Below are 26271 nucleotides of genomic sequence, written 5' to 3' on the forward strand. Positions count from 1 at the left end.
TCCCGGTGGAAAAGGTGGGGGAGGCAACGTGAGCAGGTGCCCTGGGCTACCCCGTGAGGGCGGTCAGTTTAAAGGGGGCGCGGCGGGGCGCAAAGCTTTCGTGGATCAGCCGCCCCGCGCCATCTGCTTCACCGCGTGCTCGATGCACTGCACGGTGCGGCCGAAGGCCTGGGCGTGCAGGTCGGCCAGCGGCTGGCCGTGGCGGTCGCAGACCACCAGCATGACCACCCGCGCGCCGTTGCCCAGCGAGCGCAGCAGCAGGTGTTCACTGGGCAGCAGCGCCTTCAGTGAACCGGGGATCAGCGCGGAGAACTCGGCCATGTTGTTCGGGCTCAGGCGCAGCTGACCGGGTTGTTGCAGGAGTTTGCGCAGCACCGGGCTGGCGGCCACCTCCAGCTTGAAGTCGCCGATCTCGCTGTCCAGGCCGAAGTGCCGGCGCGCCTGCAGCCAGTTGCCGGCCTTGTCGGCCAGCAGGATCAGCCCGCGTTGCAGCCCGCAGGCCTGCAGCGCGGCGCTGGCGCAGTCGAGCAGTTGCACGGCGTTGCCGAACGGGCTGGGTGTCTGCATCAGGCGGGTGCAGTGCTGGCGCCAGTCGGCCAGGGTATCCGGCGCCTTGGCCGGTTCCTCGGCCTTCGGGCCGTTGAGCCAGCGCTTGGCGTCCCAGGGCCAGAGCAGCGCCTCAGCAGGGTGCCAGAGCAGCGGCCGGGCGTGGCGGCGGGCGCTCTGTGCGGCGAGGCCATGGACGGTCTGCTGCAGTTCATCCAGCGGCATCTGCAGGTAAAGGCAGGTCAGGCGCTGCCAGCGCAGCATGTGCACACCGCCCCAGGACTGGTGCGCGGCCATGGCGATGCTGTTGGCCAGCAGGATGGTGTTGGCCGGGCGGGTCAGCCAGCGCTGCAGCTCAGGGTCGGCGTCCAGTCGCTGCTGCTGGCCCAGCGCGTCATGTTCGGTGTGTGCCACGTGCAGCGCGCGCACCAGCAGACGCTTGTCGTCGCTGAGCAGGGCGTAGCCCTGGGCCACCCAGTCCGGCAGGCGCCAGCGCTGGGCGAGTTCGCGGCATAGCGGCAAAAGGCGGGTGCCGAGCAGCTCCAGTTCGACTTCGCTGCTGCAGCGGCCCAGGCCGTAGACCTGGCGTTGCCAGGCTTCGATCAGCTCCGGCCGCGCGGTGGCCAGCGCCCACAGCGGGGCGAGGGTGAACAGGCTGCCCCAGTGGATTTCCTGCCAGAGCCGCGCCAGGCGGTTGGCGAACAGGCCGCTGGCCTGCTGCATGGCGTGGCGGCTGATCAGCAGCAGCTGGTTCAGCGCACGCGGCATCTGTGCCTCGGGTACTGCCGGCAGGCGGTCGAGCAACTGGCTGGCGCGGGCCAGGCCCAGGCGATTGAGGGCGACCTCCAGGCTTTCCGCCGGGTTGTCCCGCGCGCTCTCGGCGCGGTTGACCTCGCGCAGGATGGCGAAAGCCAGGGTTGGCGCGTCCTGCAGTAGGTCGGCAATGTCGCGGATCGAGCGTCGGCTATCGTTCAGCGCACGGCGAATGTCGTCGCGCTGCTCCAGCGGAACCGGCAAAGGCAGATCTTCCAACTGGTCGAGCCAGGCCTTGAGACGCTCTGGTTGAAGCATTTGCTTGGACATGCGTGAGGCGCCGAACTGGTTTTTAGTGTTTTCGGCCTATAGTCTTGCCCGAAATCTCCGATAACAACAGGGAGGCGGGAATCGTGCCTCTCATTCTGTTCACAGTTTCAGTCCGGTCCTCATGGCAAAAATCATCGGCATCATCGTCATCCTCGGCAGTGTCATCGGGGGCTTCATGCTCTCCGGCGGCAAGATCGCGGCCATCATCCAGCCGTTCGAAGTGCTGATCATCGGCGGCGCCGCGCTGGGTGCGTTCCTCCAGGCGAACCCCGGCAGCACCTTCATGACCGTGCTGAAGAAGGCGCCGAAGATGTTCGGCAACCGCTTCACCCACACCTTCTATCTGGAAGTGCTGGGCATGCTCTACGAGGTGCTCAACAAGAGCCGCCGCGAAGGCATGATGGCCATCGAGGCCGACGTCGAGGACCCGGCCGCGAGCCCGATCTTCAGCAAGTACCCGGCGCTGCTCAAGGACGAACGCATGACCGCGTACGTCTGCGACTACCTGCGCATCATGTCCTCCGGCAACATGGCGCCCCACGAGCTGGAAGGCCTGTTCGACATGGAACTGGGCAGCCTGAAGGAAGACCTCGAACACCCGTCCCACGCCGTGACCCGCGTCGCCGACGGCCTGCCCGGCTTCGGTATCGTCGCCGCAGTACTGGGCATCGTGATTACCATGTCCCTGCTCGGCCAGGGCAGCCAGGCCGAGATCGGCCACCACGTCGCCGCGGCGCTGGTGGGCACCTTCCTCGGTATTCTCGCCGCCTATGGCTTCGTCGGCCCGCTGGCCAACGCCCTGGAGCACGATGCCAAGGAAGAGCTGAACCTGTACGAGGCGATCAAGGCCTGTCTGGTGGCTTCCGCCTCCGGCATGCCGCCGTCGCTGGCCGTGGAGTTCGGCCGCAAGGTGCTGCTGCCGGCGCACCGTCCCAGCTTCAGTGAGCTGGAACAGGCGGTACGTGGGCGCTAAGCATGGATAACAACCAGCCGATCATCGTCAAGCGCATCAAGCGCTATGCCGCCGGCCACCATGGAGGTGGCTGGAAGATCGCCTTCGCCGACTTCGCCACCGCCATGATGGCGTTCTTCCTCGTGCTCTGGCTGCTGTCCTCGGCCACGCCGGAGCAGAAGAAGGCCATCTCCGGCTACTTCCAGGACCCCATCGGTTTCACCGAGAGTGCCAGCCCCTACGTGATCGACCTGGGCGGCACGCCGACGCCGGCGCCGGACAAGACCCTGAACCCGCAGATCCAGGCCCAGCCGGACGCCGACGAAACGCGGATCAACCCGGACGAGAACGCCAAGGTCACCGAGCAGCAGGCCCAGGATGTTGCCGAGCAGGTCGAGAAGGAGCGCCTGGAGCTGCTGCTGCAGGAGCTGCAGAACAAGGTCGACGAGAACCCGACCCTCAAGCGCTTCAAGGACCAGATTCTGTTCGAGATCACCCAGGACGGCCTGCGCATCCAGATCGTCGACTCGGACAACCGGCCGATGTTCGACCTGGGCAGCGCGCGCCTGCAGCCGTACTTCGAGGACATCCTGCTGGCGCTGGCCGAGACCATCCAGCAGGTGCCGAACAAGATCAGCATCAGCGGCCATACCGACGCCAAGCCCTACGCCGGCAACGGCGATTTCGGCAACTGGGAGCTTTCGGCCAACCGCGCCAACGCCGCCCGGCGTGCGCTGGAAGCGGGCGGCTACCCGGAAGACCAGATCGCTCGCGTGGTCGGTTACGCCTCGTCTGCGCTGTTCGACCGTGACAAGCCGCTCAACCCGGTGAACCGCCGCATCGACATCATCGTCCTGACCAAGAAGGCCCAGCGGGCTATCGAAGGCCAGGATGGCGGCACGGAGAAACCGGCCGATGGCGCCACGCCTGCCGCACCGGGGGCGCAAGCTGCTCCGGGTGCTCCGGGTACCGCCACGCCGAATGCCACGCCGGCCAAGCCGGCGAACGGGCAGGGCGACCCGCTGCCGCCGGACCAGCTCAAGCAGAAGCTCAACCTGTTCGACGACGGCGGCACGCTGAAGCTCGATGAGCTGAACAAGCAGCAGTGAGAAAGCAGAAGGCCAGCTGTTCAGCTGGCCTTCTTCCTGTAGGGCGCATGAAGCGGAACGCTTTATCCGCCATTTCGCGGCTCGGGCCGATGGCGGATAACGCTTGAGGCGTTATGCGCCCTACGGTTATGCCAAATGGGTTGGCGAGAGGGCTTTTCGTAGGAGCGAGCTTGCTCGCGAACCGCATCGCAGAGGGGCTTGCTCGCGAGCAATAACGATGGCGTCCCCTCGCTCCTACAGATTCGGGCAACGCCGGCGCTGCGGCGTCACCCGCCGATCAATACTCGTCTTCCGGCAGGCTGGCGAGGATGTGCCGGTAGCTGGCCATCCGCTGCGGCGAGATGCGCCCGTCTTCCAGCGCCTTGAGCAGCGCACAGCCCGGTTCGCGGTCGTGCTTGCAGTCGCGGAAGCGGCAGTGGCCGAGCAGGTCGTGGAATTCGATGAAGCCGGCTTCCACGTCGTCACGGCTGACATGGCCAAGGCCGAACTCGCGGATGCCGGGGGAGTCGATCAGGTCGCCGCCGGCGGGGAAGTGGAACAGCCGCGCGGTGGTGGTGGTGTGGGTGCCCTTGCCGGTGACTTCCGAGAGGTCGCCGACACGGGTGTCGACGCCCGGCAGCAGCGCGTTGACCAGCGACGACTTGCCCACGCCTGACTGGCCGACGAACACGCTGACGTGCTCGTTCAGCGCCGCGCGCAGGGCGTCCAGCGCCAGGCCGTTGGCTGCCGAGACTTCCAGCAGCGGGTAGCCCAGCTCGCGGTAGGTGCCCAGCAGCGAGTCGAGGAAGGGCGCGTTCTCCTCGTCGATCAGGTCGGCCTTGTTCAGCAACAGCAGCGGCTTGATGCCGGCGTGCTCGGCGGCCACCAGGTAGCGGTCGATCAGGTTGGCGTGGGGTTCCGGGCGTGGAGCGAAGACGATGACGATGCGGTCGACGTTGGCCGCCACCGGCTTGAGCACGCCGCGCATGTCCGGGCGGCGCAGCTCGGAGGTTCGCGGCAACTGCGCGACGATCACGCCGATGCCCTGGTTGCCCGGACGCCAGACCACCTGGTCGCCCGTCACCAGCGGCGGCAGGTTGGCGCGCAGGTGGCAGCGGAATACCTGGCCGGCGTCGTCGCCGTCCTGGGCCTCGACTTCCACCTGCACACCGAAGTGGGCGATCACCTGGCCGGTCTGTTCCGGGCCAAGGTCGCCGCCTTCCAGTTCTTCCAGGGCGCGCGACTCGCGCTTCGCCGCGCGGGCGGCGCGTTCTTCCTGGACTTTTTCGATCCGCCAGCTCTGCCGGCGGGTGAGGTGACGCTTGGCCATAGGGTATCCACAGGGAAAATCGCGCCGCAGTTTAGCATGCGCGCGCCCGCTTCCCGCTAAACTAGGGGGCTGAGCTGAGGAGCCCCATCATGCAGAACCCGCAGAACCTGATCTGGATCGACCTGGAAATGACCGGGCTGGACCCGGACAAGGACGTCATCATCGAGATGGCGACCATCGTCACCGACAGCGACCTGAACATCCTCGAGGAAGGCCCGGTGATCGCCGTGCACCAGAGCGAGGAGCTGCTCGCCGGCATGGACGAGTGGAACACCCGCCAGCACGGCCAGTCCGGCCTGACCCAGCGCGTGCGCGAAAGCAGCATCTCCGCAGCCGAAGCCGAAGCGATGACCATCGCCTTCCTGGAAAAGTGGGTGCCCAAGCGCAGCTCGCCGATCTGCGGCAACAGCATCTGCCAGGATCGCCGCTTCCTCTATCGCCATATGCCGAAGCTGGAAGGCTACTTCCACTACCGCAACCTGGACGTCTCCACCCTCAAGGAACTGGCCGCACGCTGGGCGCCGTCGGTGCGCGACGGCTTCAAGAAGGGCAACACCCACCTGGCCCTGGACGACATCCGCGAGTCCATCGCCGAGCTGCGCTACTACCGCGAGCACTTCATCAAGGTGTAGGCGGCGCGCTTCTGCTCTTGTAGGAGCGAGCTTGCTCGCGAACAAACCCTGTTGCGGGGCTGTTCGCGAGCAAGCTCGCTCCTATGAAAAGCTTCAGATTTCGGCGTGGTGGCGTGCCAGCGCCCATTCCACATGCTCGCGCACCAGTTCCGACGGGAACTCCCGTCGCGCGCGCAGCGCCTCGATCACCGGGATGGTCGACGGCGCATTGCCCAGCCCTACCGCCAGGTTGCGCAGCCAGCGCTCGTAACCCGCGCGCCGCAACGGCGAGCCTTCGGTACGGCTGAGGAATTCCTCTTCCGTCCACAGGAACAGCTGCGCCAGGTCGGCGTTGTCCAGGCTGTGGCGCGGCTGGAAGTCGCCCTGGTCGGTGGCGCGGGCGAAACGGTTCCACGGGCAGACCATCTGGCAGTCGTCGCAGCCGAACACGCGGTTGCCGATCAGCGGGCGCAGGTCTGCGGGGATCGGGCCCTTCAGCTCGATGGTCAGGTAGGAGATGCAGCGCCGCGCATCCAGCACATAGGGCGCCACGAAGGCGGCGGTGGGGCAGATGTCCATGCAGGCCGAACAGCGCCCGCAGTGCTCCGTGCCGTGGGGTTCGTCCACCGGCAGCGGCAGGTCGGTGAACAGCTCGCCGAGGAAGAAGTAGCTGCCGGCCTTGCGGTTCAGTACCAGGGTGTTCTTGCCGATCCAGCCCAGGCCCGATTGCTCGGCGATGGCCTTCTCCAGCACCGGCGCGCTGTCGACGAAGGCGCGGAAGCCGAATGGGCCGACCTTCTGCTGGATGCGCTCGGCCAGTTGCTGCAGGCGTTTGCGGATCAGCTTGTGGTAGTCGCGGCCCAGGGCGTAGCGCGACACGTAGGCCTTCTCCGGGTCGCCCAGCACCTGCGCCATGCGCGTGTCGCCGGGCAGGTAATCCATGCGCAGCGAGACCACCCGCAGGGTGCCGGGCACCAGTTCGTCCGGCCGCCAGCGCTTGCTGCCGTGGGCGCCCATGTAGTCCATCTCGCCGTGATAGCCCGCCTCCAGCCAGCGTTGCAAATGCGCGCCGTGCTCCTCCAGATCGAGCCCGCTGATCCCCACCTGCTGGAAGCCGAGTTCGCGCCCCCAGTCCTTGATGGAGCGGGCGAGGTCGTCGTGGTCGAGTGTCGAATCGTGCATGGAAGGCGAGAAACGGAAGTCCGGGTGCGTATAATTCTGCCAGACCTTGCCGGCGTCGGCCCGTCCGAACGCCAAGGCGACACATTCTGCCGCCCGGAACAGCGATGACTGCCCACGCTCACGACGCTCTGCCCCTGACCCTTTTCAGCGCCCAACAGGTGCGCGACCTCGACGCGCGCCTGATCGCCGCCGGCACCCCCGGCTTCGAACTGATGCGCCGCGCCGCCCACGCCGCCTGGCGCGCCCTGCGCCGCCAGTGGCCGGATGCCGGCGAAGTCACCGTACTGGCCGGCCACGGCAACAATGCCGGCGACGGCTACCTGATCGCCGCCCTGGCCCTGCGGGCCGGCTGGCGCGTGCGGGTGATGGCAGTGGGCGACGCCTCGCGTCTCTCCGGTGATGCCGCCTCGGCCCATGGCGAAGCACGCTCGGTCGGGGTGGATATCGAAGCTTGGAGCGACAGCGCCGAGCTGCGCGGCGTGCTGGTGGATGCGCTGCTGGGCACTGGCCTGGGCGGCGAGGTGCGCGAGCCTTACGCCTCGGCCATTGCTGCGATCAACGCCAGCGGCCTGCCGGTGCTGGCGGTGGATATCCCTTCCGGCCTCAGCGCCGACACGGGGCAAGTGCTGGGTTGCGCGGTGAACGCCGACCTGACTGTGACCTTCATCGGCCTCAAGCTCGGCCTGTTCACTTCCAGCGGCCCCGATCAGTGCGGCGAGCTGGTGTTCGACGCACTGGATGCCGACCCCGCGCTGATTCCCGCAGATGGTGTGGCGCGCCGTCTCGCTCCGGCGTCCCTGGCTCGTCTGGCTGCCCGCCCGAAAGCCGCACACAAGGGCCAGTTCGGCCATGCGCTGGTGATCGGTGGTGATACCGGCATGGGCGGCGCCGTGCTGCTCGCGGCGGAAAGTGCGCTGCGTTGCGGCGCCGGGCTGGTTTCCCTGGCGACCCGCGCCGCCCACGTGCCGGCTGCTCTGGCGCGCCGGCCTGAGCTGATGGCGCGCGGCGTCTCCTCTTCTGCAGAACTGCTGCGCCTCGCCGAGCGCGCCGATGTGCTGGTGGTCGGCCCCGGTGTCGGTCGCGAAGCCTGGGGGCGCGTGCTGGTCAGTGCGGCGGCGAGCCTGGAGCGTCGGCAGGTGTGGGACGCCGATGCGCTCAATCTGCTGGCCGAGGGCCTGGTGGCGCGCCCGTCCGGCGACTGGGCGATCACTCCCCATCCCGCTGAGGCGGCGCGTCTGCTGGGGATTTCCACCGCCGAGGTGCAGGCGGATCGGCCGAAGGCCGTCCACGAACTGGCGCAGCGCTACCAGGCGGTGGTCGTGCTCAAAGGCGTCGGCAGTCTGGTCGCCTCCCCGGATGGTCGGCTGGCGCTGTGCAGCCATGGGCATCCCGCGATGGCGGGGGCGGGACTGGGCGATGTGCTCTCCGGCATCCTCGGTGCGCTGCTGGCGCAAGGGCTGCCGGGTTTCGATGCCGCGTGCCTGGCCGTCTGGCTGCACGCCCGTGCCGGCGAGTCGCTGGGCCCGCAAGGCCGCGGGCTGGCTGCCGCTGATCTGATTCCTGCCGTTCGTCAGTTGCTCGAGGAGCTGTGCCCATGCCTGAACTGAATCTGTTCGCCGACGGCGAAGACGCCATGGTCGATCTCGGTCGAAGGATTGCCGTGGCGACCGGTGGGCGCGGCATCATCTATCTGCACGGGGACCTGGGGGCGGGCAAGACCACGCTGTCGCGCGGCATCCTGCGGGGGCTGGGTCATGGCGGCTCGGTAAAAAGTCCGACCTTCACCCTGGTCGAGCCCTACGAAATCGGCGATCTGCGCGCCTTCCACTTCGACCTCTACCGCCTCGCCGACCCCGAGGAGCTGGAGTTCCTCGGCATCCGCGACTACTTCGACGGCGACGTGCTGTGCCTGATCGAGTGGGCGGAACGCGGCAAAGGCATTTTGCCAAAGGCCGACATGGACATTACCATTGTTCCGCATGCGGGCGGACGCATGCTGCGCCTCGACCCGCACGGAACACGGGGCGAAGCCTGGTGTGCCGCCCTGGCCACGGGAGCATAGAAAAAAGATGGGTTGGGGGTTGCGCCTTCGGGCGTTGTTTATCGGGGTGTCCGTTCTGCTGGCATTCGTTGCCGGTGAGGTTTCTGCCGCCACGCAAATCAAGAGCGTGCGCATCTGGCGCGCGCCGGACAACACACGCCTGGTGTTCGATCTGTCCGGCCCCGTGCAGCACAGCCTGTTCACCCTGAGTGCGCCCAACCGCATCGTCGTCGACATCAACGGTGCGCAGATGGCCGCCGCCCTCGACAAGATCAAGCTGGGCAACACGCCGATCACCGCGATGCGCTCGGCCCAGCGCTCGCCCACCGATCTGCGCCTGGTGCTGGACCTGAAGAACCAGGTCACGCCCAAGAGCTTCGTGCTGCCGCCGAACCAGCAGTACGGCAACCGCCTGGTCGTCGATCTCTATGACCAGGGCGCCGACATCGCCCCGGACGTCCCCGCGACCCCGACGCCCAACGTGCCCGCCACGCCGGTCAGCCCTGCGCAGTCGGTCGCCAAGATTCCCGCGCCGAGTACCGGCGGCAAGCGTGACGTGGTGATCGCCATCGACGCCGGCCACGGCGGCGAAGACCCCGGCGCCCTTGGCCCGAACGGCCTGCACGAGAAGAACATCACCCTGTCGATCGCCCGCGAGCTGCAACGGCAGATCAACCAGATGAAAGGCTTCCGCGCCGAACTGACGCGCACCGGCGACTACTTCATCCCGCTGCGCAACCGCACGGTGATCGCCCGCAAGAAGGGCGCGGACCTGTTCGTCTCCATCCACGCCGACGCCGCGCCCAGCCGCAGTGCGTTCGGTGCCTCGGTGTTCGCCCTGTCTGACCGTGGCGCCACCTCCGAGACCGCGCGCTGGCTGGCCGACACGGAAAACCGTTCCGACCTCATCGGCGGCGACGGCGGGGTGAACCTCGACGACAAGGACAAGATGCTTGCTGGCGTACTGCTCGACCTGTCGATGACCGCCACCATGTCCTCCAGCCTGGACGTCGGCCACAAGGTGCTGACCAGCGTCGGCCGCGTTACCCCGCTGCACAAGCGCCGCGTGGAACAGGCCGGCTTCATGGTGCTGAAGTCCCCGGACATCCCGTCGATCCTGGTGGAAACCGGCTTCATCTCCAACCCCAACGAATCCGCCAAGCTGGCCAGCGGCTCGCACCAGCAGGCGCTGGCGCGCTCCATCGCTGCCGGCGTGCGTCAGTACTTCGTGCAGACTCCGCCGCCGGGCACTTACATCGCCTCGCTGCGCGATGGCGGCCAACTTGCCTCTGGTCCGCGCGAGTACGTGGTGCGCAGTGGCGACAGCCTGGCGATGGTTGCCAGCCGCTTCGATGTCAGCACTGCTTCGATCCGCAGCACCAACTCGCTCAAGAGCGATGAGCTGAAGATCGGCCAGGTGCTGAAGATTCCGGGCACCTCCCTGGCGTCGCAGCAATGACTGACGCACGCCGCATCCAGCTGCTCACGCCGCGGCTGGCGAACCAGATCGCCGCCGGCGAAGTGGTCGAACGACCCGCATCGGTGATCAAGGAGCTGCTGGAAAACTGCCTGGATGCCGGTGCCAGGCGCATCGACATCGAAGTCGAGCAGGGCGGCGTCAAGCTGCTGCGCGTGCGTGACGATGGCAGCGGCATCCCGGCAGACGACCTGCCACTGGCCCTGGCGCGCCATGCCACCAGCAAGATCCGCGAACTGGAAGACCTCGAACGGGTCATGAGCCTGGGCTTCCGTGGTGAAGCGCTGGCCTCGATCAGCTCCGTCTCGCGCCTGACCCTGACCTCGCGCACCGCCGACGCCGAACAGGCCTGGCAGGTGGAAGTCGAGGGCCGCGACATGGAGTCCACGGTGAAGCCGGCGGCTCACCCGGTGGGCACCAGCATCGAAGTGCGCGACCTGTTCTTCAATACCCCGGCGCGCCGCAAGTTCCTGCGCGCCGAGAAGACCGAATTCGATCACCTGCAGGAAGTCATCAAGCGCCTGGCCCTGGCCCGCTTCGACGTGGCTTTCCACCTGCGCCACAACGGCAAGACCATCCTCTCGCTGCATGAGGCCAAGGACGAAGCCTCCCGCGCCCGCCGCGTGGGCGCCGTGTGCAGCTCCGGCTTCCTTGAGCAGGCGATGCCCATCGAGGTGGAGCGCAACGGCCTGCACCTGTGGGGCTGGGTCGGCCTGCCGACCTTCTCGCGCAGCCAGCCGGACCTGCAGTACTTCTACGTGAACGGCCGCATGGTGCGCGACAAGCTGGTCGCCCACGCCGTGCGCCAGGCCTACCGCGACGTGCTGTACAACGGCAGGCATCCGACCTTCGTGCTGTTCTTCGAGGTCGATCCGTCGGTGGTGGACGTCAACGTCCACCCGACCAAGCATGAAGTGCGCTTCCGCGACGGCCGCATGGTCCACGACTTCCTCTACGGCACCCTGCACCGGGCGCTGGCGGAAGTGCGTCCGGACGACCAGCTGGCGCCGCCGGGAGCGACCACCCTGACCGTGCCGCGCCCCACTGGCGCGGAGGCCGGCGAGTTCGGCCCGCAGGGTGAAATGCGTCTGTCCGAGACTGTGCTGGAGGCTCCTGCCGCCGCGCGTGCGTGGCAGCCCAGCCCGACTTCGGGTGGCTCTGGTGGTAGTGGCGGTGGCAGCGGTGGTGGCTACAGCTATCAGCCGAATCGCCCGGAAATGCCGCCGATCCAGGAGGCCCAGGGCGCCTACAAGGCCTACTTCGCTCCGCTGCCAGACCAGGCGCCGCAGGCGCTGCCGGAAAGCAGCCAGGACGTGCCGCCGCTGGGTTACGCCCTGGCGCAGCTCAAGGGCATCTACATCCTCTCGGAAAACGCCCACGGCCTGGTGCTGGTGGATATGCACGCCGCCCACGAACGCATCATGTACGAGCGCCTGAAGACCGCCATGGCCAGCGAAGGCCTGCGCGGCCAGCCGCTGCTGGTGCCCGAGTCCATTGCTGTCAGCGAGCGCGAAGCGGACTGCGCGGAAGAGCATGGCGCCTGGTTCTCCAGGCTCGGCTTCGAGCTGCAGCGGCTCGGCCCGGAAACCCTGGCGATTCGCCAGATTCCCGCGCTGCTCAAGCAGGCCGAGGCTACCCAGCTGGTGCGAGATGTGCTCGCCGATCTGCTGGAGTACGGCACCAGCGACCGCATCCAGGCGCATCTCAATGAGCTGCTCGGCACCATGGCTTGCCATGGCGCGGTGCGCGCGAATCGCCGCCTGACCCTGCCGGAAATGAACGGCCTGCTGCGTGACATGGAAGTGACCGAGCGCAGCGGCCAGTGCAACCACGGCCGGCCGACCTGGACCCAGCTGGGCCTCGACGAACTGGACAAGCTTTTCCTGCGCGGACGTTGATCTTCGTAAGCTTGCGTTCAGGAAAGTGCAGTAAACTGCGCGACAATCGATTCAGCAGTGCGTAAGAACGAGCTCCCGATGTCCCTGCCTCCCGCCATCTTCCTCATGGGCCCCACCGCCGCCGGCAAGACCGACCTGGCGCTGGAGCTGGCGCGTTTGCTGCCGGTGGAGTTGATCAGCGTGGATTCCGCGCTGATCTACCGCGACATGGACATCGGCACCGCCAAGCCGCCGCGCGAGGTGCTGGCCGAGTTTCCCCATCGCCTGATCGACATCCGCGACCCCAGCGAAGCCTACTCGGCAGCGGAATTCCGCGCCGACGCCCTGGCGGCCATGGCGGAGATCACCGCGGCCGGGAAGATACCTCTTCTGGTCGGCGGCACCATGTTGTATTTCAAGGCATTGCTCGAAGGCCTGGCCGATATGCCCAGCGCCGACGCCGCGGTGCGCGCGGAGCTGGAAGCCTGGGCCGCCGCCGAAGGCTGGGGCGCCCTGCATGCAGAGCTCGCCCGAGTCGACGCGGAGTCGGCCGCGCGCATCCATCCCAATGACCCCCAGCGCCTCATTCGGGCGCTGGAGGTGTACCGCGTAAGCGGTATGTCAATGACTGCACACCGACAGCGCCAGGCTAGCGAAAATGCGGGTTTCGGCGCGCAAGGCGGTGGACAATTACCGTATACTGTGGCTCATCTGGCGATCGCGCCTCTGCAGCGCCAGGTGTTGCACGAGCGTATCGCGCAACGTTTTGACCAGATGCTGGAACAGGGCTTCATCGCCGAGGTCGAACGCCTTCGCGCAAGGAGTGACTTGCACGCGGGGCTGCCGTCCATAAGAGCGGTGGGTTACCGACAGGTATGGGATTACCTTGAGGGCAAACTGTCCTACGCTGAGATGGTGGAGCGTGGTGTCATCGCCACGCGGCAACTGGCCAAGCGCCAGTTCACCTGGCTCCGCAGCTGGAGCCATCTACACTGGTTGGACAGTCAGGCCAGCGACAATTTGCCGCGTGCCTTGAAATACCTTGAGGCGGTCTCCATATAGGCTCGAGACCTTAATTCCGGCCGTCTATCCTTGGGGTTCAGGACGGCGTTAAGCCAAATTCGACTACTACTAAATCAGTTTTTTACCCTTACAAGGAGTGCGGCATATGTCAAAAGGGCATTCGCTACAAGACCCTTACCTCAATACCCTGCGCAAAGAACGCGTTCCGGTTTCCATCTACCTGGTCAACGGCATCAAGCTGCAGGGTCAGATCGAATCCTTCGACCAGTTCGTCATCCTGCTGAAGAACACTGTCAGCCAGATGGTCTACAAGCATGCGATTTCCACCGTGGTTCCCAGCCGCCCTGTGCGCCTGCCCACCGGTGATCAACCGGCCGAGCCGGGCAACGTTTGACGGGAGTCCGCCTTGTTCTTTGAGCGCCCGGGTGGTGGGGAACGGGCCATTCTGGTCCATCTGGAAGGTCAGGACCCCGAGGCGCGCGAAGACCCGCAGGAATTCCAGGAACTGGCCCGTTCGGCAGGCGCGGAATCCGTCGCTTTCGTCAGTATTTCGCGCCACCAGCCCTCAGCCAAGTACCTGATCGGCAGCGGCAAGGTCGAAGAGTTGCACGACCTCGTCCATGCCGAGAAGGTCGAGCTGATCATCTTCAATCACACCCTCACGCCGAGCCAGGAGCGCAACCTCGAGCGAGCGCTCGAATGTCGCGTGCTCGATCGTACGGGGCTGATCCTCGATATCTTCGCCCAGCGCGCCCGTACCCACGAAGGCAAGCTGCAGGTGGAGCTCGCCCAGCTCGAACACATGAGCACGCGCCTGGTGCGCGGCTGGACTCACCTTGAGCGCCAGAAAGGCGGTATCGGCCTGCGTGGCCCGGGTGAAACCCAGCTGGAAACCGACCGCCGCCTGCTGCGTGGGCGCATCCGCCAGATCAAGTCACGCCTGGAGAAGGTCCGCAGCCAGCGCGAGCAGGCCCGCCGCGGCCGTCGCCGTGCGGAGATTCCTGCGGTGTCCCTGGTGGGCTACACCAACGCCGGCAAGTCCACGCTGTTCAATGCGCTGACCACTTCCGAGGTCTACGCCGCCGACCAGTTGTTCGCCACCCTCGACCCGACCCTGCGCCGTCTGCAACTGGATGACGTCGGGCCGATCGTGCTGGCCGACACCGTGGGCTTCATTCGCCACCTTCCGCACAAGCTGGTGGAGGCGTTTCGGGCTACCTTGGAAGAGTCCAGCAACTCCGATCTGCTACTGCACGTGATCGACTCCCACGAGCCGGATCGTGACGCCCAGATCGAACAGGTGCTGGCGGTACTCAAGGAAATCGGCGCAAACGAGTTGCCGATGCTCGAGGTGTACAACAAGATCGACCTGCTGCCGGACCTGCAGCCGATGATCCAGCGCGACGAGCTGGGCAAGCCGGTCCGCGTCTGGCTGTCGGCCCGCGAGTCGCGCGGCCTGGAGCTGCTGGAGCAGGCGATTTCCGAGTTGCTGGGGGAGGACATGTTCGTCGGAACGCTCTGCCTGCCACAGCAATTGGGGCGACTTCGCGCTCAGTTCTTCGAGCTGGGTGCGGTACAGTCGGAGAATCACGACGAACAGGGACGCGCCGTTTTGCAGGTCCGCCTGCCGCGTGTCGAGTTGAACCGCATGGTGAGCCGCGAAGGCTGGCAGCCGGCGGAGTTCATTGCGCAACACACTTTGCAATAAAGCCCGGCACGCTGTTTTTGGCAGCGTAAGGGGCATTCGGTAGCATAGGTGGGCGCGCCGTAGGCGCGTTTTCGCGTTATCAGATGGAGAGCGCTATGGCTTGGAATGAGCCGGGTGACAACTCGAACAAGAATGACCAGGACCCCTGGGGTGGACGCCGTGGTGGCGGTCGCCAGGGTCCTCCTGATCTGGATGAAGCGTTCCGCAAGCTGCAAGACAGCCTGAACGGAATTTTCGGCAAACCCAAGCGCGGCAGTGGTTCGGGCGGTGGCGGCGGTGGTCGGGGCGGTAGTCTCGGCCTGTTCGGTATCGGCCTGGCGATCCTTGCCGTGCTGTGGCTGTACAACGCCATCTACGTAGTGGACGAACAGGAGCAGGCAGTGATCCTGCGCTTCGGTCAGTATCACGAGACCGTCGGCCCAGGCCTGAACATCTACTTCCCGCCGATCGACAAGAAGTTCCAGGAGAACGTCACCCGCGAGCGTGCCTACAGCAAGCAGGGCCAGATGCTCACCGAGGACGAGAACATCGTCGAGGTTCCACTGACCGTGCAGTACAAGGTCAGCAACCTGAAGGACTTCGTGCTCAACGTCGACCAGCCGGAAGTGAGCCTGCAGCACGCCACCGAAAGCGCCCTGCGCCACGTGGCCGGCTCCACCACCATGGACAAGATCCTCACCGAGGGCCGCGAACAGATGGCCACCGAGGTGCGTGATCGTCTGCAGCGGTTCCTCGATACCTACAAGACCGGTATCACGGTGACCCAGGTGAACATCCAGAGCGCCGCCGCGCCGCGTGAAGTACAGGAGGCGTTCGACGACGTAATCCGTGCCCGCGAGGACGAGCAGCGCGAGAAGAACCAGGCCGAAGCCTACGCCAATGGCGTGGTGCCCGAAGCCCGTGGTCAGGCCCAGCGCATCATCGAGGAAGCCAACGGCTACCGCGATGAGGTGGTCTCCCGCGCCCAGGGTGAGGCGGATCGCTTCACCAAGCTGGCCGGCGAATACCACAAGGCGCCGGACGTGACCCGCCAGCGTCTGTACCTGGACACCATGCAGGACGTCCTGAGCCAGACCAGCAAGGTGCTGGTCACCGGGCAGCAGGGTCAGAACAACCTGATCTACCTGCCGCTGGACAAGATGATGGATGGCCGCGGTTCGGCAACCCCGGGCAGCACGCCGAGTGCGAGCAGCAGCACGCCGGATATCGGTTCGCGCGTCGCCAACGACCTGCAGCAGCGTGACACGCGTACCCGGGAGAGCCGCTGATGAGTAACAAGTCCCTGATCGCCCTCATCGCGGGTGTGGTGGTTGCTGTTGCCGTCTGGAGCAGCGTCTACGTGGTGCAACAGACCGAGCGCGCCGTACTGCTGCGCTTCGGTCGCGTGGTCGAGCCGGACGTGAAGCCCGGCCTGCACTTCAAGATTCCGTACGTCAACACGGTGCGCAAGTTCGATGGCCGCCTGCTGACCCTGGATTCGCCGACCCAGCGCTTCCTGACGCTGGAGAAGAAAGCGGTGATGGTCGACGCCTACGCCAAGTGGCGCGTCTCCGATGCCGAGCGCTTCTACACCGCGACTTCCGGCATGAAGCAGATTGCCGACGAGCGTCTGTCCCGTCGTCTGGAAGCAGGCCTGCGTGACCAGTTCGGCAAGCGCACCCTGCACGAAGTGGTGTCGGGTGAGCGTGATGCGCTGATGGGCGATATCACCGCTTCGCTGAACCGCATGGCGCAGAAGGAGCTGGGCATCGAAGTGGTCGACGTTCGCGTCAAGGCCATCGACCTGCCCAAGGAAGTGAACCGCAGCGTGTTCGAACGCATGAGCACCGAGCGTGAGCGGGAAGCCCGTGAGCACCGCGCCAAGGGTCGCGAGCTGGCTGAAGGTATCCGTGCGGATGCCGACCGTCAGCGCCGTGTCCTGCTGGCCGAGGCCTATCGCGAGTCGGAAGAGACCCGCGGTGACGGCGATGCCAAGGCGGCGGCGATCTACGCCAAGGCCTACACCGCCGATCCGGAGTTCTACGGCTTCACCCGCAGCCTCAAGGCTTATCGCGAGAGCTTTGCCGACAAGAAGGACGTGCTGGTGCTCGATCCGAGCAACGAGTTCTTCCGCTACCTGGAAAAAGCTAAACCTTGAGTCAAAGTCTCCGGCGGGCGGCAGCGCCCGCCGGAGAAATCGTGTTATCATGGGTCAGCCGGGAAATCCCGGCTTTTTTGCGTCCGCGAGAATGATGTACGAGAGCCATGTGGCAGGAATTCGGCAAGGCGTTCTGTCTGTTGCTGGTGCTGGAAGGCATCCTTCCATTCCTGTACCCGCGTGGTTGGCGCGACGCCGTGAGCGGGCTCGGGCGCTTGGGCGACCGCAGTCTGAGACTCATCGGGCTGGGCAGCATGCTGCTCGGCACCGTCCTTCTTTACTGCATTCATTGAAGTGCCGCCCGGCCTAAAAAAGGAGAGAGGCGACATGGCAACGGTAGACCGCTGGCTGCTGCCAGATGGGATCGAAGAAGTGCTGCCACCGGAGGCGGCTCGCGTTGAAGCAGCCCGCCGTCAGGTGCTGGACCTGTTCCAGCGCTGGGGTTACGAGTTCGTCGTCACCCCGCATATCGAATACCTGGAATCCTTGCTGACCGGTGCCGGCCAGGATCTGGACCTGCGTACCTTCAAGGTCACCGACCCGGCTTCCGGCCGTCTGATGGGCTTCCGCGCGGACATCACGCCGCAGGTGGCGCGCATGGATGCCCACAGCCTGCGTCGCGAAGGCCCGAATCGCCTGTGCTACGCCGGCAGCGTGCTGCATGCCCGCCCGCGCGCGCTGGCGACTTCGCGCAGCCCGATCCAGCTGGGTGCCGAGCTTTATGGCAACACCGGCTCGGCCGGCGACGTCGAAGTCATCAGCCTGCTGCTCGACATGCTCGAGATGGCCCAGGTGCCGGACGTGCACATGGACCTCGGTCATGTCGGCATCTACCGTGGCCTGGCCCAGGCTGCCGGTCTGTCCGGCGAAGTCGAACAACTGCTGTTCGACGCCCTGCAGCGCAAGGCGGTGGACGAAGTTGCAGCGCTGACCGAAGGCCTCCCGGCTGAGCTCGCTGGTATGCTCCGCGCGCTCGCCGAGCTGTGCGGCAGCCGCGAAGTGCTGGAGCAGGCGCGCGAAGTGCTCGCGGGCGCTCCGGCCAACGTCCAGGCGGCGCTGACTGACATCACCGCCATCGCCGATTCGCTGGCGGCGCGCTTCCCGCAGCTGCCGCTGTATTTCGATCTCGGCGAGCTGCGTGGCTATCACTATCACACGGGCGTGGTGTTTGCCGCGTTCGTGCCTGGGGTTGGCGAGTCCATCGCCCAGGGCGGCCGTTACGACGACATCGGCGCCGATTTCGGCCGTGCGCGTCCGGCCACCGGTTTCTCCACCGACCTCAAGACCCTGGTCACTCTCGGCCGCGCCCAGCTCGACCAGCCGCGCACCGGAGTCTGGGCGCCGGCCGATGGGGCTGGCTTGTGGCAGGCGGTGCAGCAGTTGCGCCGTCAGGGCGTGCGCGTGGTACAGGCGCTGCCCGGGCAGGATGCGGCTTCGGCTTCCGAAGCGGGCTGCGACCAGCAACTGCTGGTTCGCGATGGCAATTGGCAGGTGGCTGCGCTCTGACGCGCGCCACTTCGAGTTTCCGCCGGCCGCGGCCGGCACCGAACTTCCAAGGGGACAAGAGTTATGGGTAAGAATGTCGTAGTCCTGGGCACCCAGTGGGGTGATGAGGGCAAAGGCAAGATCGTCGACCTGCTGACCGACCAGGCTGCTGCCGTGGTGCGTTACCAGGGCGGCCACAACGCTGGTCATACCCTGGTGGTCGCTGGCGAGAAGACCGTACTGCACCTGATCCCGTCGGGCATCCTGCGCGAAGGCGTGCAGTGCCTGATCGGCAACGGCGTGGTGCTGGCGCCCGACGCGCTGATGCGCGAGATCGCCAAGCTGGAAGAGAAGGGCGTACCGGTGCGCGAGCGCCTGCGCATCAGCCCGTCCTGCCCGCTGATCCTGTCCTTCCACGTGGCCCTGGACCAGGCTCGCGAGAAGGCCCGTGGCGACGCGAAGATCGGCACCACCGGTCGCGGCATCGGCCCGGCCTACGAAGACAAAGTGGCCCGTCGTGGCCTGCGCGTGGGCGACCTGTTCCACCGCGAGCGCTTCGCCGCCAAGCTGGGTGAGGTTCTGGACTACCACAACTTCGTCCTGCAGCACTATTACAAGGAGCCGGCCGTCGACTTCCAGAAGACCCTGGATGAGTGCATGGCCTATGCCGAAGAACTGAAGCCGCTGATGGCCGACGTGACCTCGACCCTGCACGACCTGCGCCGCGCCAACGAGAACATCATGTTCGAGGGTGCCCAGGGCTCGCTGCTGGACATCGACCACGGCACCTATCCGTTCGTCACCAGCTCCAACACCACCGCTGGCGGCACCGCTACCGGTTCGGGCTTCGGTCCGCTGTACCTGGACTACATCCTGGGTATCACCAAGGCCTACACCACCCGCGTGGGTTCCGGCCCGTTCCCGACCGAGCTGTTCGATGACATCGGCGCGCGCCTGGCCAAGGTCGGTCACGAGTTCGGCGCCACCACCGGCCGCGCCCGTCGTTGCGGCTGGTTCGATGCCGTCATCCTGCGTCGCGCCATCGAGATCAACAGCCTGTCCGGCCTGTGCCTGACCAAGCTGGACGTCCTCGACGGCCTGGAAACCGTGCGCATCTGCACCGGTTACAAGAACGCCGCCGGTGAGCTGCTGACCGACGCGCCGACCGATGCCGACAGCTACATCGGCCTGCAGCCGATCTACGAAGACCTGCCGGGCTGGAGCGAATCCACCGTGGGTGTTCAGACCCTGGAAGGCCTGCCGGCCAATGCGCGTGCCTACATCAAGCGCATCGAGGAGCTGGTCGGTGTGCCCATCGACATCATCTCCACCGGCCCGGACCGCGCCGAGACCATCGTCCTGCGCCATCCGTTCGGCTGATCCAGCGCTGCACACTGCAACGGGCCGCTCATGCGGCCCGTTGTCGTTTCCGGGTTTTGCTTCTGCTCAGCGGCACGGGCTTTGCTGGTGAAACGGATTGGCGCGCTTTCCGCGTCAGACATCCGTTATATCCGGAGGAAGCCCGCCGTGTCCGCCGTCCTGTCTCTGTTGCGCAGCCGCTTGCTGCGCCCCGCTTTCATCGCCCTGGGGATCGCGCTGCTGGTGCAGTTGGCGATTGCCCTGTGGCTGACCCGCAGCACTGTCGATGGCCTGGTCAGCGACCTGGGTGAGCACCTGGGTAACGAATCGCAGCGCCTGGCTGGTGAGCTGGAGCAGGCGGGGCGGGAAGTTACCTCGGGCTTGAACGACCTCTCCAGTCGCACCCGTGAGCGTCTGGGCTCGGCGCTTTCGGCGCGATTAAAGGAAGAGCAGGGCCAGCTGCGTGAGGGGCTGGAGCAGAACCTGCGCCAGTCCGCCACGGAATTGGCGCAGCTGCTCGCCGCGGTCGCGCCCAAGGCCATGTGGGACAACGACGTGCCGGTGCTCTCGGACTATGCCCGGCGCGCCCAGGCTAATCCCAATGTGCTCTTCGTGGTCTACGACGATCCGCAGGGCCAGCACCTGACCCGCTACCTCAATCGCGAGGATGCAAGGGTCCAGGCGCTGCTGGAGAAGGGCAAGGGTGAGCGGGCGCTGGACAAGGTGCTCGAAGCGGCCAGTCATGACGGCTCGGTATTCCTCGTCGAGGCGCCGATCAGCCCGAATGGCGTGGAGATCGGCAAGGTGCGCCTGGGCGTTTCCACCGATGCCATCGAAAAGCAGATCACCGCGCTGGACCAGCGCTTCTCCGCCCTGGTCGCCAGTGGCGATCAGTTGGTGGGCGAGAGCCTTGCCGGTGCCGCTGCCGACAGCACCAAGGCCCTGACCGCGCGCCTGCAATCGGCCAAGCAAGCTGCTGATGGCATGAGCCAGGGCGCCAAGGCTTCCATCGAAGAGGCGGCGGGAACGCTGCGCTGGCGCATCGGCATGGGGCTGCTGCTGGTTGGGCTCGGCGTGCTGCTCTGCCTGGCCATCGTACTCGGTCGTCGCGTGGTGAATCGCCTGCGCCTGCTGATCGATGCGCTGAACGATCTGGCGGCCGGGGAGGGTGACCTGACCCGTCGGGTGCGGCTGGATAGCCGTGATGAGCTGGGCGAGATGGCGACGGCAGTAAACCGTTTCGTCGACAAGCTGCAACCCATCGTGCGCGAGGCCGGTCAGGTGGCGCAGCAGACCGGCAGTGAAATCGCCGCGCTGGCCAGCCGCAGCGCCAGTGCCGAGGCGGCAGCGGACCGGCAGCGCAATGAGGTGGCCGGCAGCCTGGAGGCGCTCTCCGGGATGGCGGCGGAGGCCGAGATGGAGAGCCGTTCCATGCAGGCGGCGCTGGCGCGGGTTGGCGAGATTCGCAAGGCGGCGCAGGCCAATGCGGCGATTGCTCGCAAGGTCGGTGGCCTGATCGAGACCCTGGAATCCCGCGTGCAGAACGGTGCCGGCGTTATCGAGCGCCTGGCGCGACAGAGCGAACAGATCGAAGTGGTGCTCTCGGTAATCCACGGTATCGCCGAGCAGACCAACCTGCTGGCGCTGAATGCGGCGATCGAGGCGGCGCGTGCGGGAGAAAGCGGGCGCGGATTCGCCGTGGTGGCGGACGAGGTGCGTGCGCTGGCCAGCAAGACTCAGCAATCCACCGGCGACATCCAGTCGCACATTGGTGCGCTGCAGGCGGGGGCGCGCGAGGCGGTGTCCGCCATCGGGCAGGCCCGCGAGCAGGCGGTGCAGGGTTTGGCGGCGCTGCAGGATAGCGAGCGGTTGCAGCGTGAAGTGCAGAGTGCGGTGGAAGAGGTGCACGGCGCCATCGAGGCAGCCACCCATTCGGCGCAACAGCAGGCGGCCGGCGCTGCGGCGGTGCGTGGAAGAGTCGAGGTGATCCATGCCGAGGCGAGTCGCGCGGCGGAAGCGGTAAGTGCGACGGCCAGCAGCGGGCGAGTGCTCGATGGCCTGGCTGGTCAGCTGCGCGCCAGCCTGGGGCAGTTCAAGGCTTGAGGATCTGCACGGTTCTGGCGTTTACGTAGGAGCGGACTCCGTCCGCGATGTGCAGCAGGCCGGTTCCGAGTTGCCGGCGATCGATTGCGGACAGAGTCCGCTCCTACGCAAGGTTTGAGTTTTCACAAACGGAAAAAACAAAAAAGCCGAGCTATGCTCGGCTTTTTCGTTTGAAGATGGTGCCCAGGAGAAGACTCGAACTTCCACGGTGTTGCCACCGCTAGGACCTGAACCTAGTGCGTCTACCAATTCCGCCACCTGGGCATGCTTTTCAGCATGGGGTGCGATGATCGCTCATCGTCTTGCGGTGATGCAACCCTTGGTTGCATCTGACGGTCAATTGTTCGGTTATCAGGGTTCCGAACCCGCCTGATAAAGCCTGTCAGAGACTGACTTTACCCTTGAATAAGTGGTGCCCAGGAGAAGACTCGAACTTCCACGGTGTTGCCACCGCTAGGACCTGAACCTAGTGCGTCTACCAATTCCGCCACCTGGGCACTGGAGTCGATGATTACTCATCGTTTCCGTGTTACAACGTCTGTCTGACGCTGTGGGCGCGAACTATACGGAGAGGGTTTTCGCTTGTAAACCCCTGATGCGATAAAAAATTTATTCTTGTCCAAAGCTGACCGACGAGTGGATTTCGCGCTTCAATAAGCCTATGGCGATCCATACCCCTATATATAAGGTGACCGCACTTTAATGGCCGATTGGCAAAACCTCGATCCCGAGGCCGCCCGCGAGGCGGAAAAATACGACAACCCCATCCCCAGCCGTGAACTCATCCTGGCGCATCTCGCCGAGCGCGGCGCACCCGCGACGCGATCCCAGCTGCTGGAAGAGCTCGGCCTCTCCGGCGAAGAGCAGGAAGAAGCGCTGCGCCGCCGACTGCGCGCCATGGAGCGCGACGGCCAGCTTATCTATACCCGCCGTGGCGCCTATGCGCCGGTGGACAAGCTCGACCTGATCCTTGGCCGCATCGCCGGCCACCGCGACGGCTTCGGCTTCCTGATTCCCGATGACGGCAGCGATGACCTGTTCCTCAGCCCGACGCAGATGCGCCTGGTGTTCGATGGCGACCGCGCCCTGGCGCGCGTGTCCGGCTTCGACCGCCGTGGTCGCCGCGAAGGCGCGGTGGTGGAAGTGGTCGAGCGCGCCCACGAAACCATTGTCGGCCGCTACTTCGACGAGAGCGGCATCGGCACGGTCGTCGCCGACAACCCGAAGATCCAGCAGGAAGTGCTGATCCCGCCGGGCAAGGCCGGCAAGGCCAAGCACAACCAGTTCGTCCAGGTGCGCATCGACGTCTGGCCGAACGTGCATCGTCAGGCCCAGGGCGAAGTGGTGGAAGTGCTCGGCGACTACATGGCGCCGGGCATGGAAATCGAAGTCGCCCTGCGCAGCTACGACATTCCGCACACCTGGCCCGAGGCCGTGGAGAAGGAAGCGGCCAAGCTCAAGCCCGAAGTGCTGGAGAAGGACAAGGAAAAGCGCATCGACCTGCGCGCCCTGCCTTTCGTCACCATCGACGGCGAGGATGCCCGCGACTTCGACGACGCGGTCTATGCCGAGAAGCGCAAGGGTGGCGGCTGGAAGCTGTTCGTCGCCATCGCCGACGTCTCGCATTATGTGAAGGTCGGTTCGGCCCTGGATGAAGAAGCTGCCAAGCGCGGCAACTCGGTGTACTTCCCCGAGCGCGTGATCCCGATGCTGCCGGAGATTCTCTCCAACGGCCTGTGCTCCCTGAATCCGCTGGTCGATCGCCTGGCCATGGTCTGCGAGATGAATCTCTCCAAGGCCGGCAAGATGACCGACTACCAGTTCTATGAGGCGGTCATCCATTCCCATGCGCGTCTGACCTACACCAAGGTCAGCCAGTACCTGGAAACCCCGGACAGCCCCGAAGGCCAGCGCCTGAAGGAGCAACTGCCGGCGGTGGTGCCGCACCTCAATACGCTTTATGACCTGTACAAGGTCCTGGTCGGCGCGCGCCATGTGCGCGGTGCGATCGATTTCGAGACCCAGGAAACCCGCATCGTCTTCGGCGCGGACCGCAAGATCTCGGAAATCCGCCCGACCCAGCGCAACGATGCGCACAAGCTGATCGAGGAATGCATGCTGGCGGCCAACGTCGCCACCGCCAAGTTCCTCGAGAAGCACGCCATCCCGGCGCTGTACCGCGTCCACGACGGCCCGCCGCAGGAAAAGCTGAACAACCTGCGCCAGTTCCTCGGTGAGCTGGGCCTGACGCTCTATCGCGGCAAGGGCGACCCGACCCCGGCGGATTACCAGAAGCTGCTGGAGTCCATCCAGGGCCGCCCGGACCTGCAACTGATCCAGACCGTGATGCTGCGCTCCCTGAGCCAGGCGGTGTACAGCCCGGAGAACGCCGGCCACTTCGGCCTGAACTACGAGGCCTACACCCACTTCACTTCGCCGATCCGTCGCTACCCGGACCTGCTGACCCACCGCGCCATCCGTGGCCTGATCCGTTCCAAGGCGGCATCCGAGCACGTCCAGCGCGCTGGCGCCGCCAGCATGCCCAAGGCACGCATCTATCCGTACGACGAAGCACGCCTGGCGCAACTGGGCGAGCAGTGCTCGATGACCGAGCGCCGTGCTGACGAAGCGACCCGCGACGTCACCAACTGGCTGAAGTGCGAGTTCATGCGCGAGCGCGTGGGCGAGACCTTCCCCGGTGTGATCACCGCGGTGACCGGCTTCGGCATCTTCGTCGAGCTGAGCGACATCTATGTGGAAGGCCTGGTGCACGTCACTGCGCTGCCCGGCGACTACTACCACTTCGATGCCGTGCATCACCGCCTGAGTGGCGAGCGCACCGGTCGCAGCTTCCGTCTCGGCGACACCGTCGAGGTGGTCGTGGCGCGCGTCGACCTGGATGAGCGCAAGATCGACTTCGAACTCTCCGACAACGTGCTCAGCGCGCCCATCGGTCGCAAGAAACGTGGCGACAAGGCCGAGCCGGTTGCCAAGGGCAAAACGGCGGCCAAGGGCAGGGCGCCCAAGGCTGTGGCGGCGAAAGACAAGCCGTCCCGGGCTCCGCGTGCGGTGGCGGACGATCCGTACCTCGCTCCGGACGTGGCCGTGCAGCCGCGCAAGCGCAAGGTCGGTGTGGTCCAGGCGCTGCCTTCGGTGGCTCCGGAAATGCTCGCCAAGGCCGAGGAAATGCTCGGCAACACCGACGTACGCAAGAGTCGAGAAGTGAAGAAGGCGCTGCTCGAAGAAGCCAAGGTCGGCGGCAACAAGCCGGCGACCGGTAAAGGCAAGGGCGCGCCTGCTGCAGGCAAGCCGCGCAATCCGTCGAAACAGAAAGCCCGCTCCGGCAAGTCGAGCAAGCACCGCAAGGGCTCTGCTGCGCCCGGTGCCGGTGCAACCGGTGGCGCGCCGGCCAGCAAGCGTAAGGCGAAGAAATGAGTCAGTGGGAAAAGGTCTACGGGGTCCATGCCGTAGAAGCGTTGCTGCGTCATCACCCCAGGCGGGTCAAGCAGCTGTGGTTGGCCGAAGGCCGGCAGGACCCGCGGGTCCAGGCGCTGGTCGAGCTGGCCGGGCAGGCGCGCGTGCCGGTGGGCACGCGCGACCGCAAGGAGCTGGATGAATGGGCCGAAGGCGTGCACCAGGGTGTGGTCGCCGAGGTCAGCCCGAGCCAGGTGTGGGGCGAGAACATGCTGGAGGAGCTGCTGGAACGCTCCGCCGGCCCGGCGTTGCTGCTGGTGCTGGACGGCGTGACCGACCCGCACAACCTCGGCGCCTGCCTGCGTACCGCCGATGCGGCGGGCGCGCTGGCGGTGATCGTGCCGAAGGACAAGTCCGCCACCCTCAACGCCACCGTGCGCAAGGTCGCCTGTGGCGCCGCCGAAGTGATCCCGCTGGTGGCGGTGACCAACCTCTCGCGCACGCTGGAGAAACTCCAGCAGCGCGGCCTGTGGATCGTCGGCACCGCCGGCGAGGCCACTCAAATGCTCTATGAGCTCGACCTCACCGGGCCGACCGTGCTGGTGATGGGCGCCGAGGGCAAGGGCATGCGCCGTCTGACCCGCGATCACTGCGACTACCTGGCCAAGCTGCCGATGCAGGGCAGCGTGAGCAGCCTGAACGTCTCGGTGGCCACTGGCGTCTGCCTGTTCGAGATCGTCCGCCAGCGCCAGCTCAAGGCCGGCGCCTGACGACATTTTTGTAGGAGCGAGCCCTCGCGGCAACTGTACAAATAATCGTCAATTGCCTTGCGCCGCCATCCCCCCTTCTCTAGAA

The 26271-nt window shown here is 66.0% G+C and carries 21 protein-coding genes and 2 tRNA genes; 18 read left to right on the forward strand and 5 right to left on the reverse strand.

The genetic code is table 11. From position 1 onward, the window contains the following. Positions 1-105 precede the first annotated feature (105 nt). Positions 106-1629 (reverse strand): HDOD domain-containing protein, encoded by a 1524-nt coding sequence (locus tag QO207_RS03800; RefSeq protein WP_301531256.1) that lies wholly within the window; start codon positions 1627-1629, stop codon positions 106-108. A 121-nt stretch (positions 1630-1750) separates the two neighbouring features. Between QO207_RS03800 and motA the strand changes: the two genes are divergently transcribed. Both motA and motB read left to right on the forward strand, forming a co-directional pair. Next, positions 1751-2602 carry a flagellar motor stator protein MotA gene (gene motA / locus QO207_RS03805; RefSeq protein WP_184595175.1) on the forward strand — a complete coding sequence of 284 codons (852 nt, stop codon included), beginning with the start codon at positions 1751-1753 and terminating at the stop codon, positions 2600-2602. A gap of 2 nt (positions 2603-2604) precedes the next feature. Continuing rightward, positions 2605-3690: a flagellar motor protein MotB gene (gene motB / locus QO207_RS03810; protein WP_301531257.1), complete on the forward strand. Its 1086-nt coding sequence runs from the start codon at positions 2605-2607 to the stop codon at positions 3688-3690. A gap of 277 nt (positions 3691-3967) precedes the next feature. On the opposite strand, the gene rsgA is transcribed toward motB, so the two are convergent. Further along, on the reverse strand, positions 3968-4999 hold the full coding sequence (rsgA, locus tag QO207_RS03815; RefSeq protein ID WP_138214032.1) for a small ribosomal subunit biogenesis GTPase RsgA: 1032 nt from the start codon (positions 4997-4999) through the stop codon (positions 3968-3970). 89 nt (positions 5000-5088) lie between these two features. Between rsgA and orn the strand changes: the two genes are divergently transcribed. Further along, on the forward strand, positions 5089-5631 hold the full coding sequence (gene orn / locus QO207_RS03820) for an oligoribonuclease (RefSeq protein ID WP_233297351.1): 543 nt from the start codon (positions 5089-5091) through the stop codon (positions 5629-5631). Between the two features lie 93 nt (positions 5632-5724). Here the strand turns inward: orn and queG are convergent, their stop codons facing one another. After that, positions 5725-6792: a tRNA epoxyqueuosine(34) reductase QueG gene (queG, locus tag QO207_RS03825; RefSeq protein ID WP_301531528.1), complete on the reverse strand. Its 1068-nt coding sequence runs from the start codon at positions 6790-6792 to the stop codon at positions 5725-5727. Between the two features lie 104 nt (positions 6793-6896). On the opposite strand from queG, the gene QO207_RS03830 reads away from it, so the two are divergent. From QO207_RS03830 to QO207_RS03890, 13 genes are all read left to right on the forward strand, one after another. Beyond that, positions 6897-8399 (forward strand): NAD(P)H-hydrate dehydratase, encoded by a 1503-nt coding sequence (locus QO207_RS03830; RefSeq protein WP_301531258.1) that lies wholly within the window; start codon positions 6897-6899, stop codon positions 8397-8399. Continuing rightward, the gene (gene tsaE, locus QO207_RS03835; RefSeq protein ID WP_301531259.1) at positions 8387-8854 is read left to right on the forward strand and encodes a tRNA (adenosine(37)-N6)-threonylcarbamoyltransferase complex ATPase subunit type 1 TsaE; all 468 of its coding nucleotides are present in this window, start codon (positions 8387-8389) and stop codon (positions 8852-8854) included. The genes QO207_RS03830 and tsaE overlap by 13 nt, the downstream gene beginning before the upstream one ends. Positions 8855-8861: 7 nt before the next feature. Next, entirely contained in the window at positions 8862-10292 is a 1431-nt protein-coding gene (gene amiB / locus QO207_RS03840; protein ID WP_301531260.1) for an N-acetylmuramoyl-L-alanine amidase AmiB, read from the forward strand. Beyond that, positions 10289-12208, forward strand: coding sequence for a DNA mismatch repair endonuclease MutL (mutL, locus tag QO207_RS03845; RefSeq protein ID WP_301531261.1), 1920 nt, complete (start codon positions 10289-10291; stop codon positions 12206-12208). The genes amiB and mutL overlap by 4 nt, the downstream gene beginning before the upstream one ends. Before the next feature lie 78 nt (positions 12209-12286). Beyond that, a complete protein-coding gene (miaA, locus tag QO207_RS03850; protein ID WP_301531262.1) occupies positions 12287-13249 on the forward strand; it encodes a tRNA (adenosine(37)-N6)-dimethylallyltransferase MiaA in 963 nt (320 codons plus the stop codon). A 106-nt stretch (positions 13250-13355) separates the two neighbouring features. Further along, positions 13356-13604, forward strand: coding sequence for an RNA chaperone Hfq (gene hfq / locus QO207_RS03855; protein ID WP_017520393.1), 249 nt, complete (start codon positions 13356-13358; stop codon positions 13602-13604). A 12-nt stretch (positions 13605-13616) separates the two neighbouring features. After that, on the forward strand, positions 13617-14918 hold the full coding sequence (gene hflX, locus QO207_RS03860; RefSeq protein WP_301531263.1) for a ribosome rescue GTPase HflX: 1302 nt from the start codon (positions 13617-13619) through the stop codon (positions 14916-14918). A gap of 95 nt (positions 14919-15013) precedes the next feature. Then, positions 15014-16186 (forward strand): FtsH protease activity modulator HflK, encoded by a 1173-nt coding sequence (gene hflK / locus QO207_RS03865; protein WP_301531264.1) that lies wholly within the window; start codon positions 15014-15016, stop codon positions 16184-16186. Then, positions 16186-17055: a protease modulator HflC gene (gene hflC / locus QO207_RS03870; RefSeq protein WP_301531265.1), complete on the forward strand. Its 870-nt coding sequence runs from the start codon at positions 16186-16188 to the stop codon at positions 17053-17055. Before hflK ends, hflC begins: the two co-directional genes overlap by 1 nt. A 107-nt stretch (positions 17056-17162) precedes the next feature. After that, the gene (locus QO207_RS03875; RefSeq protein WP_037012084.1) at positions 17163-17348 is read left to right on the forward strand and encodes a DUF2065 domain-containing protein; all 186 of its coding nucleotides are present in this window, start codon (positions 17163-17165) and stop codon (positions 17346-17348) included. Between the two features lie 34 nt (positions 17349-17382). Next, positions 17383-18561 (forward strand): ATP phosphoribosyltransferase regulatory subunit, encoded by a 1179-nt coding sequence (locus QO207_RS03880; protein WP_301531266.1) that lies wholly within the window; start codon positions 17383-17385, stop codon positions 18559-18561. 63 nt (positions 18562-18624) lie between these two features. Further along, positions 18625-19920 carry an adenylosuccinate synthase gene (locus QO207_RS03885; RefSeq protein WP_301531267.1) on the forward strand — a complete coding sequence of 432 codons (1296 nt, stop codon included), beginning with the start codon at positions 18625-18627 and terminating at the stop codon, positions 19918-19920. A gap of 147 nt (positions 19921-20067) precedes the next feature. Beyond that, complete coding sequence (locus tag QO207_RS03890; protein ID WP_301531268.1) at positions 20068-22002, forward strand: methyl-accepting chemotaxis protein; 1935 nt, start codon at positions 20068-20070, stop codon at positions 22000-22002. Between the two features lie 177 nt (positions 22003-22179). Here QO207_RS03890 and QO207_RS03895 read toward each other — a convergent pair. Together QO207_RS03895 and QO207_RS03900 are read right to left on the reverse strand one after the other, a co-directional pair. After that, positions 22180-22266: transfer RNA gene (locus QO207_RS03895), tRNA-Leu, on the reverse strand. A gap of 146 nt (positions 22267-22412) precedes the next feature. Next, positions 22413-22499: transfer RNA gene (locus QO207_RS03900), tRNA-Leu, on the reverse strand. A 205-nt stretch (positions 22500-22704) separates the two neighbouring features. On the opposite strand from QO207_RS03900, the gene rnr reads away from it, so the two are divergent. Both rnr and rlmB read left to right on the forward strand, forming a co-directional pair. Next, on the forward strand, positions 22705-25437 hold the full coding sequence (gene rnr, locus QO207_RS03905; protein ID WP_301531269.1) for a ribonuclease R: 2733 nt from the start codon (positions 22705-22707) through the stop codon (positions 25435-25437). Further along, positions 25434-26186 (forward strand): 23S rRNA (guanosine(2251)-2'-O)-methyltransferase RlmB, encoded by a 753-nt coding sequence (rlmB, locus tag QO207_RS03910; RefSeq protein WP_301531270.1) that lies wholly within the window; start codon positions 25434-25436, stop codon positions 26184-26186. Before rnr ends, rlmB begins: the two co-directional genes overlap by 4 nt. Positions 26187-26271: the final 85 nt, after the last annotated feature.

This window comes from Pseudomonas sp. CAN1 (assembly GCF_030462585.1).
Taxonomy (GTDB): Bacteria; Pseudomonadota; Gammaproteobacteria; order Pseudomonadales; family Pseudomonadaceae; genus Pseudomonas.

What these genes read in the sequence shown, in the direction of transcription:
- QO207_RS03800 (WP_301531256.1), bottom strand. Translation starts at nt 1,629, where the DNA reads ATGTCCAAGCAAATGCTTCAACCAGAGCGTCTCAAGGCCTGGCTCGAC.
- motA (WP_184595175.1), top strand. Translation starts at nt 1,751, where the DNA reads ATGGCAAAAATCATCGGCATCATCGTCATCCTCGGCAGTGTCATCGGG.
- motB (WP_301531257.1), top strand. Translation starts at nt 2,605, where the DNA reads ATGGATAACAACCAGCCGATCATCGTCAAGCGCATCAAGCGCTATGCC.
- rsgA (WP_138214032.1), bottom strand. Translation starts at nt 4,999, where the DNA reads ATGGCCAAGCGTCACCTCACCCGCCGGCAGAGCTGGCGGATCGAAAAA.
- orn (WP_233297351.1), top strand. Translation starts at nt 5,089, where the DNA reads ATGCAGAACCCGCAGAACCTGATCTGGATCGACCTGGAAATGACCGGG.
- queG (WP_301531528.1), bottom strand. Translation starts at nt 6,792, where the DNA reads ATGCACGATTCGACACTCGACCACGACGACCTCGCCCGCTCCATCAAG.
- QO207_RS03830 (WP_301531258.1), top strand. Translation starts at nt 6,897, where the DNA reads ATGACTGCCCACGCTCACGACGCTCTGCCCCTGACCCTTTTCAGCGCC.
- tsaE (WP_301531259.1), top strand. Translation starts at nt 8,387, where the DNA reads ATGCCTGAACTGAATCTGTTCGCCGACGGCGAAGACGCCATGGTCGAT.
- amiB (WP_301531260.1), top strand. Translation starts at nt 8,862, where the DNA reads ATGGGTTGGGGGTTGCGCCTTCGGGCGTTGTTTATCGGGGTGTCCGTT.
- mutL (WP_301531261.1), top strand. Translation starts at nt 10,289, where the DNA reads ATGACTGACGCACGCCGCATCCAGCTGCTCACGCCGCGGCTGGCGAAC.
- miaA (WP_301531262.1), top strand. Translation starts at nt 12,287, where the DNA reads ATGTCCCTGCCTCCCGCCATCTTCCTCATGGGCCCCACCGCCGCCGGC.
- hfq (WP_017520393.1), top strand. Translation starts at nt 13,356, where the DNA reads ATGTCAAAAGGGCATTCGCTACAAGACCCTTACCTCAATACCCTGCGC.
- hflK (WP_301531264.1), top strand. Translation starts at nt 15,014, where the DNA reads ATGGCTTGGAATGAGCCGGGTGACAACTCGAACAAGAATGACCAGGAC.
- hflC (WP_301531265.1), top strand. Translation starts at nt 16,186, where the DNA reads ATGAGTAACAAGTCCCTGATCGCCCTCATCGCGGGTGTGGTGGTTGCT.
- QO207_RS03875 (WP_037012084.1), top strand. Translation starts at nt 17,163, where the DNA reads ATGTGGCAGGAATTCGGCAAGGCGTTCTGTCTGTTGCTGGTGCTGGAA.
- QO207_RS03880 (WP_301531266.1), top strand. Translation starts at nt 17,383, where the DNA reads ATGGCAACGGTAGACCGCTGGCTGCTGCCAGATGGGATCGAAGAAGTG.
- QO207_RS03885 (WP_301531267.1), top strand. Translation starts at nt 18,625, where the DNA reads ATGGGTAAGAATGTCGTAGTCCTGGGCACCCAGTGGGGTGATGAGGGC.
- rnr (WP_301531269.1), top strand. Translation starts at nt 22,705, where the DNA reads ATGGCCGATTGGCAAAACCTCGATCCCGAGGCCGCCCGCGAGGCGGAA.
- rlmB (WP_301531270.1), top strand. Translation starts at nt 25,434, where the DNA reads ATGAGTCAGTGGGAAAAGGTCTACGGGGTCCATGCCGTAGAAGCGTTG.